Origin of the sequence: Terasakiispira papahanaumokuakeensis (genome assembly GCF_001709345.1) — a bacterium.
GTDB classification, from domain to species: domain Bacteria; phylum Pseudomonadota; class Gammaproteobacteria; order Pseudomonadales; family Halomonadaceae; genus Terasakiispira; species Terasakiispira papahanaumokuakeensis.
Genome location: NZ_MDTQ01000001.1, coordinates 3,726,012 through 3,741,197 on the forward strand (window position 1 = coordinate 3,726,012; position 15,186 = coordinate 3,741,197).

The following is a 15,186-nucleotide window of genomic DNA, read 5'->3' on the forward strand; positions in this document are numbered from 1 at the left end:
AGCCGCTGAATTTCGCTTTGTGATGACCCTGTTTAGGTGCCTGTATCCATGACTGTATTGAAAAATGATCGTTTTCTCCGTGCGCTGGCGCGTCAGCCGGTGGATGTCACGCCGGTGTGGATGATGCGCCAAGCCGGTCGTTATTTGCCCGAATATCGTGCCACCCGTGAGCAGGCGGGTTCGTTTATGGATTTATGCCGTAATGCGGAGTTGGCCTGTGAAGTCACATTGCAACCCTTGGAACGGTTTGATCTGGATGCGGCGATTTTGTTTTCCGATATTCTGACCGTGCCCGATGCCATGGGGTTAGGGCTCTATTTTGAGACCGGGGAAGGGCCCAAGTTTCGCAAAACGGTGCGTACCGAGGCGGAAGTACAGGCATTGCCGGAGTTGAGTGTTGAGCAGGATCTGGATTATGTGATGCGTGCGGTCAGCACCATTCGTCGAGAGTTGAATGGCCGGGTGCCTTTGATTGGCTTCTCGGGGAGCCCCTGGACATTGGCCACTTATATGGTTGAAGGCGGTTCCTCGCGGGAGTTTAGCCATATTAAAAGCATGCTCTATGGTCAGCCGGATACGCTCCACCAGTTGCTGGATAAACTGGCCCATGCGGTGACGGATTATCTGAATGCGCAGATTCGGGCTGGGGCTCAAGCGGTGCAGATCTTTGACTCTTGGGGCGGCGCGTTATCGACACCGGCCTATATGGAGTTCTCGCTGCGTTATATGGAGCAGATTCTGCATGGCTTGATTCGTGAGCATGAAGGGCGGCAAGTGCCGGTCATTCTGTTTACTAAAGGTGGTGGTCAGTGGTTGGAAGCCATGGCCTCGACTGGGGCCGATGCGTTGGGCCTGGACTGGACCACTGAAATGCAAGAAGCCCGTGCCCGTGTCGGTCACCGCGTGGCGCTACAGGGTAACTTCGACCCCTCCGCCCTCTTTGCCACCCCGGCAGGCATTCGTGCCGAAGCGGGCCGGATTCTCGATAGCTTTGGTATGGGCAGCGGCCATGTGTTTAACCTCGGGCATGGGATTAACCAACACGTCCCCCCCGAGCATGCCAAAGCCTTAATTGACGCCGTACATGAACTCAGCGCTCGTTATCACGATTGATTATCGACTTCGTTGATGATGGATGTAAGCGCCTATCGTTCGTTATTGAACACGTTAGGCGCTTGCTGAGCATGATGCTCAGAATTCTGAGTAGCGGACGAGGTTCGACAGTTTTTTGTTCTGTTCTTTAGCACGGCGCAGGTAGAGGGCGATTTTGCCTATCGTCTGTACCACTTCAGCGCCGACTTCTTCAGCCAGTGCGGTCATGATTTCGCGGCGTTCTTCGCGGTCCATTAAGGCGAATTTCACTTTGATCAGTTCATGATCATTCAGGGCGCGATTCAGTTCTTTGACCAGGCCTTCAGACACCCCATTTTCTGAGACGGTGACGACAGGTTCCAGGTGATGGCCTATGCTGCGATAGCGTTTCTTTTGTGCGGTATTCAGGGTCATGGTAATGTACAGGCGCTCAAGCGAAAGAAAAGGGCCGCTCGGCGGTTGAACGCCGAAGGTGTGGCTCGATGTCGACGATGGCGAGTTTGATGGCTCAGCCATGCTGTCGATGGGGATGTATTGTAGCCTGTGTGGTGGCTTGGGTCATCCTGTTCTCTTTCGGCGGGTCAATCGAACGCAAGATGAGAGGTTTTGTGTGGCAAGATCCAAATCCAGTGCCAACTGGTTAAAGGAACATTTTGACGATCAGTATGTGCGGCGTTCTAAAGAGGACGGCTACCGTTCGCGTGCAAGCTATAAGTTGCTTGAAATTGATCGCAAGGATAAGCTGCTGGCGCCCGGTATGACGGTGATTGATTTGGGCGCGGCCCCGGGTGGATGGACGCAGGTCGTCAGTGATAAGGTCGGCGATAGGGGGACCATTATTGCGTCTGATATCCTGCCGATGGATCCGGTGCCGGATGTCACCTTTATTCAGGGTGATTTTACCGAGGAGGCGGTATTGAATGAGATTCTGGCGGCGATGTCGGATCGTCAGGCAGATCTTGTAATTTCGGATATGGCCCCCAACATGAGTGGTATGAATGCGATTGACCAGCCTCGAGCGATGTATTTGGTCGAGCTGGCAGTCGATCTGGCGCGTCAGGTGTTGCGTCGAGATGGACATTTCCTGGCCAAGGTCTTCCAAGGCGAGGGGTTTGACGAGTATCTTCGGGATCTGCGAAGTAGTTTTCGACAGGTTATGACACGTAAGCCGGAGGCTTCGCGCGCACGTTCGCGAGAAGTGTATATTCTGGCCAAAGGATATATCGGCTAAAGATCACGGACTGAGTAATCCACGGACTTAATCAATCAACGGGTAGTCGGGAACACCCGGGTGGCATTTCAGGTCTTACTTTTTTGGCCAGCTTTCAGCAGCGACCGGCAAGAGGGGGATACCCTTGAACGATATGGCAAAGAATCTCATTCTCTGGTTGATCATCGCGGCAGTATTACTGACGGTGTTCAACAATTTTAGTGTGGATACTTCTACGAACGGGATGAATTATTCCCAGTTTGTGAAGGAAGTCCAGCAAGAGCAGGTGCGTCAGGTCACCATTGATGGGTATACCATCAAAGGTGAGCGTAATGACGGGTCTCGCTTTGAAACTGTGCGTCCGGCGGCTGAAGATCCCAAGTTGATTGATGATCTGTTGACTCACAACGTGGTGATCAAAGGGCAGAAGCCGGAGCAGCAAAGCTTGTGGTCTCGTTTGCTTGTGGCCAGCTTCCCGATTTTGCTGATTATGGCTATCTTCCTGTTCTTTATGCGTCAGATGCAGGGCGGCGCTGGGGGCAAAGGTGGCCCTATGAGCTTTGGTAAATCCAAAGCGAAGCTGCTGTCGCCGGATCAGGTGAAAACAACCTTCTCCGATGTGGCCGGTTGTGATGAAGCTAAAGATGACGTTCAGGAAATGGTCGATTTCCTGCGTGATCCGGGCAAATTCCAGCGCCTAGGTGGGAAGATCCCGCGCGGTGTGCTGATGGCCGGCCCGCCCGGAACCGGTAAAACCCTGTTGGCTAAGGCCATCGCCGGTGAGGCGAAAGTCCCCTTCTTCTCGATTTCGGGTTCCGATTTCGTCGAGATGTTTGTCGGGGTGGGGGCGTCACGTGTCCGTGATATGTTTGAGCAGGCGAAGAAGCAATCCCCCTGCATTATCTTTATTGATGAGATTGATGCGGTCGGTCGCCACCGTGGTGCGGGTATGGGGGGCGGTCATGATGAACGTGAGCAAACCCTGAACCAGCTGTTGGTCGAGATGGATGGTTTTGAGGCCAATGATGGCATTATCGTGATTGCGGCGACCAACCGTCCTGATGTACTGGATCAGGCCCTCTTGCGTCCGGGCCGTTTTGACCGCCAAGTGGTGGTACCGCTGCCGGATATCCGCGGCCGTGAACAGATCCTGAAAGTCCATATGCGTAAAGTGCCGATGAGTGATGGGGTTGAGCCGTCATTGATTGCACGCGGGACACCGGGCTTTTCTGGGGCCGATCTGGCCAACTTAGTGAACGAAGCGGCGCTGTTTGCGGCCCGTCGTAATCGTCGCTTGGTCGGGATGCAAGAGTTTGAAGACGCGAAAGACAAAATCATGATGGGCGCTGAGCGCAAGAGCATGGTGATGTCTGAGCGGGATAAAGAGATGACCGCCTATCACGAATCGGGCCATGCGATTCTGGGGCGTTTATTACCCGCGCATGACCCGGTTTATAAAGTCACGATTATTCCGCGTGGCCGCGCACTGGGGGTCACGATGTTCCTGCCGGAGGAAGACAAGGTGTCTTACTCCAAACGCTATCTGCTCAGCCGGATTACCTCCGCGTATGGTGGGCGTATTGCGGAAGATATGTTCTACGGCAGTGAGTGGGTCTCGACTGGCGCACAGAATGATATCCAGCAGGCCACCAATATGGCCCGTAATATGGTCATTAAGTGGGGGCTGTCAGATAAAGCGGGCCCAGTACTCTATGGCGAAGATGAAAACGAAAGTTATGGCCGTGGTGGCAGTCAGCTGAATGCCAGTGGCGAAACCGCCAAGATGATTGATGCGGAAGTACGCAAAATTCTTGACGATTGCTATGAAGAAGCCACGCAGTTGTTGGAAGCCAACCGCGATAAAATGGAATTGATGAAAGATGCGTTGATGGAATATGAAACCATCGATGCCAAACAAATCGATGCCATTATGCAAGGGCGTCCGCCTGAACCGCCTGAGGATTGGGATAAGCCGTCAGGGGGTGATCCGGTGGCCAGTGATGAGGCTGAGCAGCAAGACGCTTCAACCTCGTCTGCGGATGACACTGCGGATGATGCGTCTTCTGATGATGAGACGCCCAATCGTCGTCCTCAAGACCCGCTGGGTGGCTCGCCGAATCATTAATCATACTGGATTGATGGCGAGTTGCTGATGCCATTACCCTTGTGAAGGCGCTGAGGCCCCGCTTATGCGGGGCCTTTTTATAAGTACCGTTGATAAGTACCGTTGATAAGTACCGTTGATAAGTACCGTTGATAAGCGCTGTTGATAAGTACAGGTCATAGAGACAGGACTCCTCATGCTAAACGATGACACTCGATCTTTTATCCAGGCGTTGCCCGTATTGCGTTGTGGGTCGCACTCGCTTGATCTGTCGCAACCGCAGGTGATGGGGATTTTGAACGTGACCCCGGACTCTTTCTCCGATGGGGGGCGTTTCAATGAGCGAGATCAGGCGCTGCGACATGCCGAGCAGATGCTGCGTGATGGCGCGGCGATGATTGATGTGGGCGGTGAATCCACTCGCCCTGGCGCGGCGCCCGTCTCGGAGCAACAGGAGTTGGATCGTGTCCTGCCTGTGCTGGAGTGTCTGGTGAAGGAGTTAGGGGCTTTGGTGTCGCTGGATACCAGTACGCCAGCGGTGATGCGTGAGGGGGCTCGTTTGGGCGCTGGGTTGATTAATGATGTGCGCTCCCTGCGTCGTGACGGTGCGCTGGAGGCTGCGGCCGAGACGGGGCTTCCGGTGTGTTTGATGCATATGCAGGGGGAGCCCGGTCATATGCAGACCTTGGCCGATTATGATGATGTCGTGACGGCAGTGACGGCGTTTCTGACCGAGCGGATTCAGGCCTGTGAGCGCGCCGGTATTGCGCGGCATCAGTTAATCCTGGATCCGGGTTTTGGTTTTGCCAAGACGCTGGCGCATAATCTCTCGCTATTGAATCATCTGGAGGCTTTGCAGTCTTTCCAGTTGCCGATATTAGCGGGCATGTCCCGTAAACGCATGTTGGGTGAGGTGACGGGGCGTGAAACCGCTGAGCGTCTTCCAGCGGGTTTAGCGGCTCACTTGCTGGCTTTATCCAAAGGCGCGACGATTCTGCGGGTGCATGATGTCCGTGAAATGGCCGATGCGGTGGCCTTGGCCTCTGCGGTATGGCAGGCGTCTTAGGCGGGCGCTCACGCTCTGAATCATCAAGGTGTTAAGTGTTTTAAATCATCAATGTTTTGATCGATCAATTTTTTAGACATGAATGGTAAGGTGAAGGTCAACCAGCATGGGACGACGTTATTTCGGTACTGATGGCATTCGTGGGCGTGTAGGTGAGACGCCCATTACGGCTGATTTTATGCTCCATTTGGGGTGGGCGGCAGGTAAGGTCTTTGCGCGGCAAGGTAAGCGCCACATTCTGATCGGTAAAGATACGCGCTTGTCGGGCTATATGTTTGAATCAGCGTTAGAAGCTGGGCTTTCTGCCGCGGGTGTGGATGTCAGCTTGGTCGGCCCGATGCCCACACCGGCGATTGCCTATTTAACCCAGACGTTCCATGCCGATGCGGGGATTGTGATCAGCGCCTCGCATAATCCCTTTGAAGATAATGGTATCAAGTTCTTTTCCGGGCAGGGCGAGAAGCTGGCGGATGAGATCGAAGCTGAGATTGAGCGTTGGCTGGATACGCCCATGGAAACAGTGGCGCCTGCGCAGTTAGGTAAAGCGCGGCGTATTGCTGATGCCGCTGGGCGTTATATCGAGTTTTGTAAGAATACCCTGGCGTTTCATACCAGCCTGAAAGGGCTGCATATCGTGCTCGACTGCGCTCATGGGGCGACTTATCACATTGCGCCGGCGGTATTCTCTGAGCTCGGGGCGCAAGTCTCAGTGATCGGTAATCAACCCGATGGGTTGAATATCAATAAAGGGGTGGGGTCGACTCACCCGGAAGCGCTGCAGGCTAAAGTGGTCGAGTTGGGTGCTGACCTTGGCATTGCGTTTGATGGTGATGGCGACCGCGTGATGATGGTGAATCATACGGGACGCCTGATCGATGGTGATGACATTCTCTATATCATTGCGCGATACCTGCTGGATAAGGATCGCCTCAAGGGGGGCGTGGTCGGCACGCTAATGAGCAACTTTGGGTTGGAAATGGCCTTTAAAGCGCTGGATGTGCCTTTTGTGCGAGCCCAGGTGGGCGATCGCTATGTGATGGCAGAGTTGCAGGCGCAGGATTGGTTGTTAGGCGGGGAGACGTCTGGCCATATCGTGTGTCGTCATGTACAGAGCACCGGTGATGGGATTGTGTCCGCCCTTCAGGTGGTGGCCGCGATGGCGCGTAGCGGTAGCTCCTTGGACAGTTTGCTAGAAGGTTTGAAGAAATTACCGCAAAGCTTGGTCAATGTGCGGGTGACGGGGGATAAAACCCTGGTGATGCGCCACCCTCAGGTGGTGGCTGCTGTCGCCGATGTCGACGCTCAGTTTGCCGGGCGCGGCCGTGTTTTGCTGCGCCCTTCGGGGACTGAACCTTTGCTGCGGGTGATGGTGGAAGGTGAGGATAGTGAAGAGGTTCAGCAGGCCGCTGAGCAGATTGCCCGTGTGATTAATGAGGTTGTGGCTTGAGTCGTTGCGCTGCATTCCCTAAACTACGCCGTTCTCGCTTTTTGGGCGCCCGACGATAGGATCTGAGTATGCGACAGCCCTTGATAGCCGGTAATTGGAAATTAAATGGTCGGCTGGAAGACAATCAGCGTCTGCTGGAAGCGTTGCGTGGCGCGTCTTCACTGCGGTGTGAAGTGGCGGTGTGTCCGCCCTTTGTCTATTTGCCTCAGGCGCGCGATCTGTTGGCAGGGTATGATGTGGCGCTGGGGGCACAGGATGTGTCTCGGTTTGAAGCTGGGGCCTATACCGGTGAAGTCTCGGCGGCCATGTTGGCTGAATTCGATATTCGATATGCGTTAGTCGGCCATTCGGAGCGACGTCGCTTGTTGGCAGAGCATGATGAGATGGTGGCGGAAAAGGCCAAACGATTAGTGATGGCGGGGATTCGCCCCATTGTCTGTGTTGGTGAAACGCTGGATGAGCGGGATGCCCATCGTACTGAGGCGGTGGTGCTGGCACAGATGGAAGCGGTATTGAATGCGGTGCCCGAAGCTTATTGGCCAATGTTGGTGCTGGCTTATGAGCCGGTTTGGGCGATTGGTACCGGTTTGACCGCGTCACCGCAGCAGGCGCAGGCCGTGCATGCGGTGTTGCGCGAGCGTGTGGCTGAGCGTAGCCCTGAGGTGGCTGCAGCCATTCGCATTCTTTATGGCGGTAGTATGAAACCCGACAATGCTCGGGATCTGTTGGCAATGCCCGATGTAGATGGTGGCCTGATTGGAGGCGCCTCTTTGAAGGCTGAGCAATTTTTGGCCATTTGTGAAGCAGCGAGTTGAGTAACATGATTACCATAATTTTGGTTGTACACGTGGTCTTGGCGCTAGGGCTGATCGCGTTGGTATTGATGCAGCAGGGGAAAGGGGCTGAAGCCGGTGCTGCCTTTGGTGGCGGCTCTTCTCAGACGATGTTCGGTAGCCGTGGCAGTGCCAGCTTTTTTGGCAAACTGACGGCCTGGCTGGCGGCTGGGTTTTTCCTGACCAGCTTAGGGATGGCCTGGTATGCGGCGCATGAATATGCCCCCGATAGTGGTGTGCCGGATACACAGTTGATCGAGGAGCATAACCGCGCCTTGCCGAATCTGGACGAGACCGACGATGCGGCCCCGAGTGGGGATCAGTCTGCGGCTCAATCGGCTACCGATGAGGCTGTGGATTCGCCTATTGCGCTGCCTGATGAGGGCGCGGCGAAGACGGCAGACGGGGCCCAAGGCGAAGCCGTTGAAGACGGTCACGCGTCTGGGTCCACCGGTCACACAGGCGATAGTGCTTTGCCGGCGTTAGAGACCGGTGCTGCGGAAGATCAAAACGCGCCCCAGAGCGGGCAGGCCCAGTAATTCAAAGGGCGAGAGCGTGTCGGGTTTGAGGCCCGGCAATGGCTTCGTAAGCCGCTGTTTCGCAATGCTTTCGCGGTGATGTGATCTTTATTGCAGAATATTGCATTAAGGGCTTGCCAAGTGACTGTTGGCCCGCTAGTATTGCGGGCCTCAACTCAAGAGCCGAAGTGGTGGAACTGGTAGACACGCTATCTTGAGGGGGTAGTGGCCGTATGGCCGTGCGGGTTCGAGTCCCGCCTTCGGCACCATCGTCGCAGATCCGTTAGATTGATCTGTATCGATTAGCTCCGACTGGAAGACGAGCCAGTCAATCATCGTGGGTTATCGTGACTGTTGTTATGACAGTGACTCGCTTTTAAAACCCATGATGTGGAGTGTCCTACCGGCACATTAACAGGTGCCACCTTGACCACAAGACGACACGCGTCTATAATCCGTGACCTCTGATGCGGGGTGGAGCAGCCTGGTAGCTCGTCGGGCTCATAACCCGAAGGTCGTCGGTTCAAATCCGGCCCCCGCTACCAAGTTTTTTTCGAAAGGCCCCTTTTTATAAGGGGCTTTTTGTTAGCCGCTCGATAGACCCGGGCGGACAGTGGAGCCTACCCGTGGCAAGTAAAGAGTCGCTATTGCAGCAACTGATACAACCGGTAGTCGAATCTCTTGGGTTCGAACTGTGGGGTATCGAGTTCTTTTCTCAGGGTCGACATACCCAGCTTCGTATTTATATCGATCGCGAAGCCGGTGTGCACGTGGATGATTGCGCTAAAGTCAGTCACCAGGTGAGCGCCATTATGGATGTCGAAGACCCGATTTCCGGCGAATATACGCTGGAAGTTTCCTCTCCTGGCATGGACCGACCGTTGTTCTCCTTGGCGCACTATGAGCGTCTGGCGGGCGAGCGGATTCAGTTAAAGTTACGTGTCCCCTTTGAAGGGCGTCGTAAGTACACCGGTTTGCTTAAAGGTGTTGAAGCTGATGAAGTCATTCTGCAGGTTGAGGATGAGGAGTACTGTTTTCCTTTCGATTCCATTGATCAGGCTCGGGTGATTCCGAATTTCGATGGACCGGACAGTTTTCGTGAGGCCAAGGCATGAGTAAAGAGATTCTGCTGGTGGTGGATGCCGTTTCCAATGAGAAAGGCGTACCTAAAGACACCATCTTTGAGGCCATTGAGGCAGCGCTTGCCAGTGCGACACGTAAGCGTTTTGACGAAGATAGTAAGGCGGATGTCCGCGTCAGTATCGATCGTCAAACAGGCGATTATGACAGTTTCCGTCGCTGGACCGTGGTGGATGATGTCGACTTCGCTGAGCCGGACCGTGAACTGCCGTTGTCTGAAGTGGAAGACCAGGGCCTAAAAGTCGGTGATGTACGCGAAGAAGAGATCGAATCTATCGCTTTTGGTCGAATTGCCGCACAAACCGCTAAGCAAGTGATTGTACAGAAGGTGCGTGAAGCTGAGCGTGCCGAAGTGGTGCGTCAATACATTGAACGCGAAGGCGAGCTGGTCTCTGGTGTGGTGAAGAAAACCACCCGTGACGGCGTGATTGTCGATCTTGGGGCCAATGCTGAGGCGTATTTATCGCGCTATGAGATGATCCCCGGTGAAAAATTCCGCATGAACGACCGTGTTCGTGCCGTGCTTTATGAAGTGAATCCGGAAGCCCGTGGGCCGCAGTTGCTGTTATCGCGGACACGTCCCGAGATGCTGATTGAGCTGTTCAAAATCGAAGTGCCGGAGATTGCCGAGCAGCTGATCGAGATTCGGGGGGCTGCGCGTGACCCAGGCGCTCGGGCCAAGATTGCGGTGAAAACCAATGATCGCCGGATCGACCCGGTCGGTGCCTGTGTCGGGATGCGGGGCTCGCGCGTACAAGCGGTCTCCACGGAATTACGCAATGAGCGTATTGATATTGTGCTGTGGGATGACAACCCCGCGCAGTTGGTTATCAATGCGATGGCACCTGCGGATGTGGCTTCCATCATCGTTGATGAAGACAGTGGCTCAATGGATGTGGCAGTCGCTGAAGATAATTTGGCTCAGGCCATTGGCCGTAATGGCCAGAACGTTAAACTGGCACGCGAGTTGACCGGTTGGCGTTTAAATGTAATGACCGAGCAAGAAGCCGATAGCAAGCAAGAGGAGGAAATGGATTCCCTCATGCAAATGTTCATTCAGAGGCTGGATGTCGACGAAGATGTCGCCCAGGTTCTGGTGGAAGAAGGCTTTACCAGTCTCGAGGAAGTGGCTTATGTGCCCTTTGACGAAATGCTTGAGATTGACGGCTTTGATGAAGACTTGGTCGAAGAACTGCGTCGCCGTGCGAAAGATGAACTGCTGACTCAGGCCATTGCCTCAGAGGAAGCTTTGTCGGAAACCGAGGAAGCTCTGCTTGAGCTTGACGGCATGACGCGCGAGTTGGCTACTGAACTGGCCAAAATAGGTATTACCACCCTGGACGACCTGGCTGAGCAGGCCATCGATGACCTGGCGGATGTTTCCGGTATGACCGAGAAACTGGCCGGTGAGTTGATTATGGCCGCTCGTGCCAGCTGGTTTGAAGACACTGACGACTAAGTTGCAATAGCCCCGACACTGGTTCGGGGTTTTGCGTTAAGTCGAAGTAATCATTGATAGACATTGCGTCCGGGGTTAGGGCACAGGAGATTCGGTAAATGGCAGAAACTACAGTCAAAGATTTCGCTGAGGCGATCGGACGTGACGTCGACCGTCTGCTGGAACAGATGAAAGAGGCAGGCCTGCCGCACACCGCTGCCAAGCAGTCTGTGTCCGAGCAGGATAAAGAAACCTTGCTGGCGTACCTGAAGCGTTCGTCTGGCACCAAAAGCTCGCCGACTAAAATCACTATGAACCGCCGAGAACGTCACCAACTGAAAACCGATGGCAAAAAAAGTGTCAAGGTTGAGGTGCGCAAGAAACGTACTTTCGTTAAAAAACGCGATCTGAGCACCAACGAGCCGGAAGCCAATGAAACGGCTGCATCTGCCGCGCCTGAATCAGCAGCAGCGGCACCGGTGGAGGCCGCTCCGGCCGAAACGACACAAGCTCAAACCGCAGCACCTGAGCAGGCCACAGCGCCTGTCGCTGAAAAAGCCGTCGCTGATCAAGCCCCTGTTGAAGATCAGGCCGCATTAGCGAAAGAAGACGCTGAGCGCAAAGCACAGGAAGAAGCGGCATTGCGTAAAGCTGAAGCTGAGCTGGAAGCGAAGCGTAAAGAAACCGAAGTGACGCGTCGTGAAGCTGAAGAAGCGGCGCGTCGCCAGCTCGAAGCGGAAGAGGCTGAACGTAAGGCGGCGAAGCAGAAAGCCTCTTCTGAAACAGCAGAGCAGACTGCTCAGCGTGAAAAAGACGAAGCGGCTAAAGAACGTCGTCGCCAGGAAGAGAAGCGTCGTGCCGATAAAGCACGCCGTGAGCGCGCCAATCCGATCGTGATTACCACGGTGGATGAAGTGGCGCAGGCTGATCCGGAAGAAGAAGCCGCCGAAAGCGCTCGGGTGAAAGTCGATAAAGATGAAAAGCCTCGGGGTAAGGGCACTGGCCGTAAATCAGCCGGTGGTCGTCGTGGCGGCAAGCGTAATGATGACTATGAAGAGCGTGGTCGTCGGGGTGATCGCCGTAAGGGCCGGGGTAAAGGCGCTCAATCAGGCGCGCCTCGCCAGCATGGCTTTGAGAAGCCGACGGCACCGATCAAGCGTGAAGTCAGTATTCCTGAGTCCATCACTGTGGCCGATCTGGCTGACAAGATGGCGGTGAAAGGCCCTGAAGTCATTAAAATGATGTTCAAAATGGGCGCCATGGCGACGATCAATCAGGTGATTGATCAGGACACGGCGGCGATTTTGGTCGAAGAAATGGGCCATACACCCAAGCTGCTCAAAGAAAATGCCCTTGAAACTGAGGTCATGGAGAGTGTGCAGTATGACGGGCAAGAAGTGGATCGTGCGCCGGTTGTGACCGTTATGGGTCACGTTGACCATGGTAAAACATCGCTGCTGGACTATATCCGTCGTGCCAAGGTGGCAACGGGGGAGGCCGGTGGGATTACCCAGCATATCGGGGCTTACCATGTACAGACCGATAGTGGCATGGTGACCTTCCTGGATACGCCTGGACACGCTGCCTTTACGGCGATGCGTGCCCGCGGCGCTCAGGCCACTGACGTGGTTATCCTGGTCGTCGCTGCGGATGATGGGGTGATGCCTCAAACCATCGAAGCGGTGCAGCACGCCAAAGCGGCGGGTGTCCCGATCGTTGTGGCCGTCAACAAGATTGATAAGCCTGAAGCTGATCCTGATCGTGTCAAAAACGAACTGGCGCAGTATGAAGTCATTCCTGAAGACTGGGGTGGCGATACGCAGTTTGTCCACGTCTCAGCGAAAAGCGGTGAAGGCATCGATGCCTTGCTGGAAGCGGTCTTGCTACAGTCTGAAATCCTTGAGCTGAAAGCCATGGAAGACGTGCCGGCCAAAGGTGTTGTGGTGGAGTCGCGCTTGGATCGTGGTCGTGGTTCCGTGGCCACTATTCTGGTTCAAAGCGGTACGCTGCGTAAGGGCGATATCGTGTTGGCTGGCCTGCATTATGGTCGCGTTCGTGCGCTGATTGATGAAAATGGACAGCCGGTTGAGAGTGCCGGCCCCTCCATCCCTGCAGAGATTCTGGGGCTGGATGGCACGCCGGAAGCTGGGGATGAATTCCTGGTGGTGGCGGATGAGAAGAAGGCGCGTGAAGTGGCCTTGTTCCGTCAGGGTAAATTCCGTGAAGTGAAGCTGGCCCGTCAGCAGAAAGCGAAGCTGGAAAATGTCTTCAACAATATGGGTCAGGATGAAGCGGCCACCGTCAATCTCGTACTGAAAGCTGATGTGCGCGGTTCTTTGGAAGCCATTATCGGAGCCCTGAAAGATCTTGAAACCGATGAAGTGAAGGTCGCGGTCGTGTCTTCCGGTGTCGGTGGGATTACCGAAACGGATGCCAACTTGGCGCTGGCGTCTGAAGCCATTGTCATCGGCTTTAACGTCCGTGCAGATGCCGCTGCTCGTCAGGTCATTGAGCGTGAAGAGCTGGAGCTGCGTTACTACAGCGTCATTTATGAGCTGATTGACCAAGTGAAGCAGGCCATGTCCGGTAAGTTGGCGCCTGACTTCAAAGAAGAAATCGTCGGTGTCGCTGAGGTGCGTGATGTCTTCCGGTCACCGAAATTCGGGGCTGTTGCGGGCTGTATGGTGGTTGAAGGCAATGTCCATCGCCATAAGAAAATCCGTGTATTGCGTGACAACGTGGTGATCTATGAAGGCGAGCTGGAGTCACTGCGCCGCTTCAAAGACGATGTCAACGAAGTGCGTAACGGCATGGAATGTGGTATCGGCGTGAAGAACTACAATGACGTCAAAGTCGGTGACAAGATCGAAGTCTTCGACAAAGTCAAAGTGGAACGTAGCCTGTAAGGCTGAGGTCAGCGCATGCGAGAGTTTAGCCGTACTGATCGGGTGGCCGATCAAATCCAGCGTGAGCTGGCCCAGATGATCCAGCGCGAGATCAAAGATCCGCGCCTGGATGCCATGATTACGATCAGTGGTGTCACGGTCAGTCGTGACCTGGGTTATGCCGATATCTATGTGACGATTTTGGGCAAAGAAGATCGCCCTGAATTAGTCCAAGATAATCTTGATATTCTGAAACATGCGGCCGGTTTCATGCGGTCGCAACTGAGTCGTCGGATCAAGTTGCGGATCGTGCCGCACTTACGCTTTCATTATGATGAATCTGTCGTCCGTGGACGTGAGTTATCCAACTTGATTGAGCAAGCGGTGACTGAAGACCGTGATCGCCATCATGAGGATGACGAGGACACAGGGTCTCAGCATGGCTAGACGGCCCAAGGGCCGCTCGGTGTCAGGTGTGCTGTTACTGGATAAGCCTCAGGGCTTGTCCAGTAATCAGGCCTTACAACGCGTGCGGTGGATGTTGAATGCGGCGAAAGCCGGCCATACGGGCAATCTTGATCCTATGGCGACGGGGGTGTTACCCATTTGTCTTGGGGAAGCCACTAAGTTTGCTCAGTTAGGGCTGGATGCGGATAAAACCTATCTGGCGCAAGTTCAATTAGGGGCGTGTACCGATACTGGTGATGCTGATGGACAAGTCACCACGGTGCGACCAGTGCCCGCATTGACACCGGAGTTACTGGAAGCCGCTTTGGCGCCTTTGCGTGGCGATATTATGCAAGTGCCGCCGATGTACTCAGCCCTGAAGCAGGATGGTCGTAAACTTTATGAGCTGGCGAGAGCCGGTCAAGAAGTGGAACGCCCCCCTCGGCCGGTGACCATTTATGCCCTCGATCTACTTGACCATACGGATGATCAGCTGACTATCCGGGTGGCCTGCTCAAAAGGCACTTATATTCGTGTGCTGGGGGAGTCCATCGGTGAGCATTTAGGTTGCGGTGCGCATTTGACTGGGTTGCGCCGTTTACGCTCGGGGCAGTTTGATGCTCAGTCTGTGGTGTCGTTAGAGACGTTGCAGCAGCATGTGGACCAAGCGGGTGATCGAGAAGCTGCGGCGCCTGAACTGGATGCTTATTTATTACCCGTTGATGTGTTGCTCACCGATTATCCGGCGTTAACACTGGATGCCACTCAGGCCAAAGCGATTCGCTACGGTCAGAAGGCGTTAGACGTAGACGTCAAGGCCGCAATCGGTGACAATGTGCGCCTTTATGCTCAGGCGCAAGATATACAGTCCCTGGAAACACAGACCCAAGAAACACCGGCTCAGATATTCTTGGGGCTGGGGCGTGTCGATCAGCGACGTGATGGGGGGCAAGTGATTGCACCCGCGCGGTTGTTGAATACGGGTTAGTCTTTTGCTCCGATGAGA

Annotated in this window: 13 protein-coding genes and 2 tRNA genes; 14 read left to right on the forward strand and 1 reads right to left on the reverse strand. The window is 54.6% G+C overall.

Annotation, left to right across the window (positions count from 1 at the left end; all coding sequences use genetic code 11):
• Positions 1 to 48: 48 nt before the first annotated feature.
• Positions 49 to 1,113 carry a uroporphyrinogen decarboxylase gene (gene hemE / locus BFW38_RS16265; protein ID WP_068999838.1) on the forward strand — a complete coding sequence of 355 codons (1,065 nt, stop codon included), beginning with the start codon at positions 49 to 51 and terminating at the stop codon, positions 1,111 to 1,113.
• A gap of 78 nt (positions 1,114 to 1,191) precedes the next feature.
• Here the strand turns inward: hemE and yhbY are convergent, their stop codons facing one another.
• Entirely contained in the window at positions 1,192 to 1,506 is a 315-nt protein-coding gene (yhbY, locus tag BFW38_RS16270) for a ribosome assembly RNA-binding protein YhbY (RefSeq protein ID WP_068999839.1), read from the reverse strand.
• 196 nt (positions 1,507 to 1,702) lie between these two features.
• Here yhbY and rlmE point away from each other — a divergent pair, with 196 nt between their 5' ends.
• The 13 genes from rlmE to truB all read left to right on the forward strand — a co-directional run bounded on the left by rlmE (position 1,703) and on the right by truB (position 15,168).
• Complete coding sequence (gene rlmE / locus BFW38_RS16275; protein ID WP_069000554.1) at positions 1,703 to 2,323, forward strand: 23S rRNA (uridine(2552)-2'-O)-methyltransferase RlmE; 621 nt, start codon at positions 1,703 to 1,705, stop codon at positions 2,321 to 2,323.
• A gap of 124 nt (positions 2,324 to 2,447) precedes the next feature.
• Positions 2,448 to 4,427, forward strand: a complete 1,980-nt coding sequence (gene ftsH, locus BFW38_RS16280) for an ATP-dependent zinc metalloprotease FtsH (protein ID WP_068999840.1) — start codon at positions 2,448 to 2,450, stop codon at positions 4,425 to 4,427.
• 175 nt (positions 4,428 to 4,602) lie between these two features.
• Positions 4,603 to 5,472: a dihydropteroate synthase gene (gene folP / locus BFW38_RS16285; RefSeq protein ID WP_068999841.1), complete on the forward strand. Its 870-nt coding sequence runs from the start codon at positions 4,603 to 4,605 to the stop codon at positions 5,470 to 5,472.
• Between the two features lie 106 nt (positions 5,473 to 5,578).
• Positions 5,579 to 6,919, forward strand: a complete 1,341-nt coding sequence (glmM, locus tag BFW38_RS16290; protein ID WP_068999842.1) for a phosphoglucosamine mutase — start codon at positions 5,579 to 5,581, stop codon at positions 6,917 to 6,919.
• Positions 6,920 to 6,987: 68 nt separating this feature from the next.
• Positions 6,988 to 7,734 carry a triose-phosphate isomerase gene (tpiA, locus tag BFW38_RS16295; protein ID WP_068999843.1) on the forward strand — a complete coding sequence of 249 codons (747 nt, stop codon included), beginning with the start codon at positions 6,988 to 6,990 and terminating at the stop codon, positions 7,732 to 7,734.
• Positions 7,735 to 7,739: 5 nt separating this feature from the next.
• Entirely contained in the window at positions 7,740 to 8,291 is a 552-nt protein-coding gene (gene secG / locus BFW38_RS18400; RefSeq protein ID WP_068999844.1) for a preprotein translocase subunit SecG, read from the forward strand.
• Positions 8,292 to 8,452: 161 nt separating this feature from the next.
• Positions 8,453 to 8,539: transfer RNA gene (locus tag BFW38_RS16305), tRNA-Leu, on the forward strand.
• 199 nt (positions 8,540 to 8,738) lie between these two features.
• Positions 8,739 to 8,815, forward strand: a tRNA-Met gene (locus BFW38_RS16310).
• Positions 8,816 to 8,896: 81 nt separating this feature from the next.
• Complete coding sequence (gene rimP / locus BFW38_RS16315; protein WP_068999845.1) at positions 8,897 to 9,385, forward strand: ribosome maturation factor RimP; 489 nt, start codon at positions 8,897 to 8,899, stop codon at positions 9,383 to 9,385.
• Positions 9,382 to 10,869 carry a transcription termination factor NusA gene (nusA, locus tag BFW38_RS16320; protein ID WP_068999846.1) on the forward strand — a complete coding sequence of 496 codons (1,488 nt, stop codon included), beginning with the start codon at positions 9,382 to 9,384 and terminating at the stop codon, positions 10,867 to 10,869. Before rimP ends, nusA begins: the two co-directional genes overlap by 4 nt.
• A 98-nt stretch (positions 10,870 to 10,967) precedes the next feature.
• Positions 10,968 to 13,754, forward strand: coding sequence for a translation initiation factor IF-2 (infB, locus tag BFW38_RS16325; RefSeq protein ID WP_068999847.1), 2,787 nt, complete (start codon positions 10,968 to 10,970; stop codon positions 13,752 to 13,754).
• A 15-nt stretch (positions 13,755 to 13,769) separates the two neighbouring features.
• Complete coding sequence (rbfA, locus tag BFW38_RS16330) at positions 13,770 to 14,180, forward strand: 30S ribosome-binding factor RbfA (RefSeq protein ID WP_068999848.1); 411 nt, start codon at positions 13,770 to 13,772, stop codon at positions 14,178 to 14,180.
• Positions 14,173 to 15,168, forward strand: a complete 996-nt coding sequence (truB, locus tag BFW38_RS16335) for a tRNA pseudouridine(55) synthase TruB (RefSeq protein WP_068999849.1) — start codon at positions 14,173 to 14,175, stop codon at positions 15,166 to 15,168. The genes rbfA and truB overlap by 8 nt, the downstream gene beginning before the upstream one ends.
• The last annotated feature ends 18 nt before the right edge of the window (positions 15,169 to 15,186 follow it).

Excerpts from the sequence above, each read along its gene's own strand:
- tpiA (WP_068999843.1), top strand. The coding sequence starts at position 6,988 with ATGCGACAGCCCTTGATAGCCGGTAATTGGAAATTAAATGGTCGGCTG.
- glmM (WP_068999842.1), top strand. The coding sequence starts at position 5,579 with ATGGGACGACGTTATTTCGGTACTGATGGCATTCGTGGGCGTGTAGGT.
- rbfA (WP_068999848.1), top strand. The coding sequence starts at position 13,770 with ATGCGAGAGTTTAGCCGTACTGATCGGGTGGCCGATCAAATCCAGCGT.
- hemE (WP_068999838.1), top strand. The coding sequence starts at position 49 with ATGACTGTATTGAAAAATGATCGTTTTCTCCGTGCGCTGGCGCGTCAG.
- nusA (WP_068999846.1), top strand. The coding sequence starts at position 9,382 with ATGAGTAAAGAGATTCTGCTGGTGGTGGATGCCGTTTCCAATGAGAAA.
- secG (WP_068999844.1), top strand. The coding sequence starts at position 7,740 with ATGATTACCATAATTTTGGTTGTACACGTGGTCTTGGCGCTAGGGCTG.
- yhbY (WP_068999839.1), bottom strand. The coding sequence starts at position 1,506 with ATGACCCTGAATACCGCACAAAAGAAACGCTATCGCAGCATAGGCCAT.
- folP (WP_068999841.1), top strand. The coding sequence starts at position 4,603 with ATGCTAAACGATGACACTCGATCTTTTATCCAGGCGTTGCCCGTATTG.
- infB (WP_068999847.1), top strand. The coding sequence starts at position 10,968 with ATGGCAGAAACTACAGTCAAAGATTTCGCTGAGGCGATCGGACGTGAC.
- truB (WP_068999849.1), top strand. The coding sequence starts at position 14,173 with ATGGCTAGACGGCCCAAGGGCCGCTCGGTGTCAGGTGTGCTGTTACTG.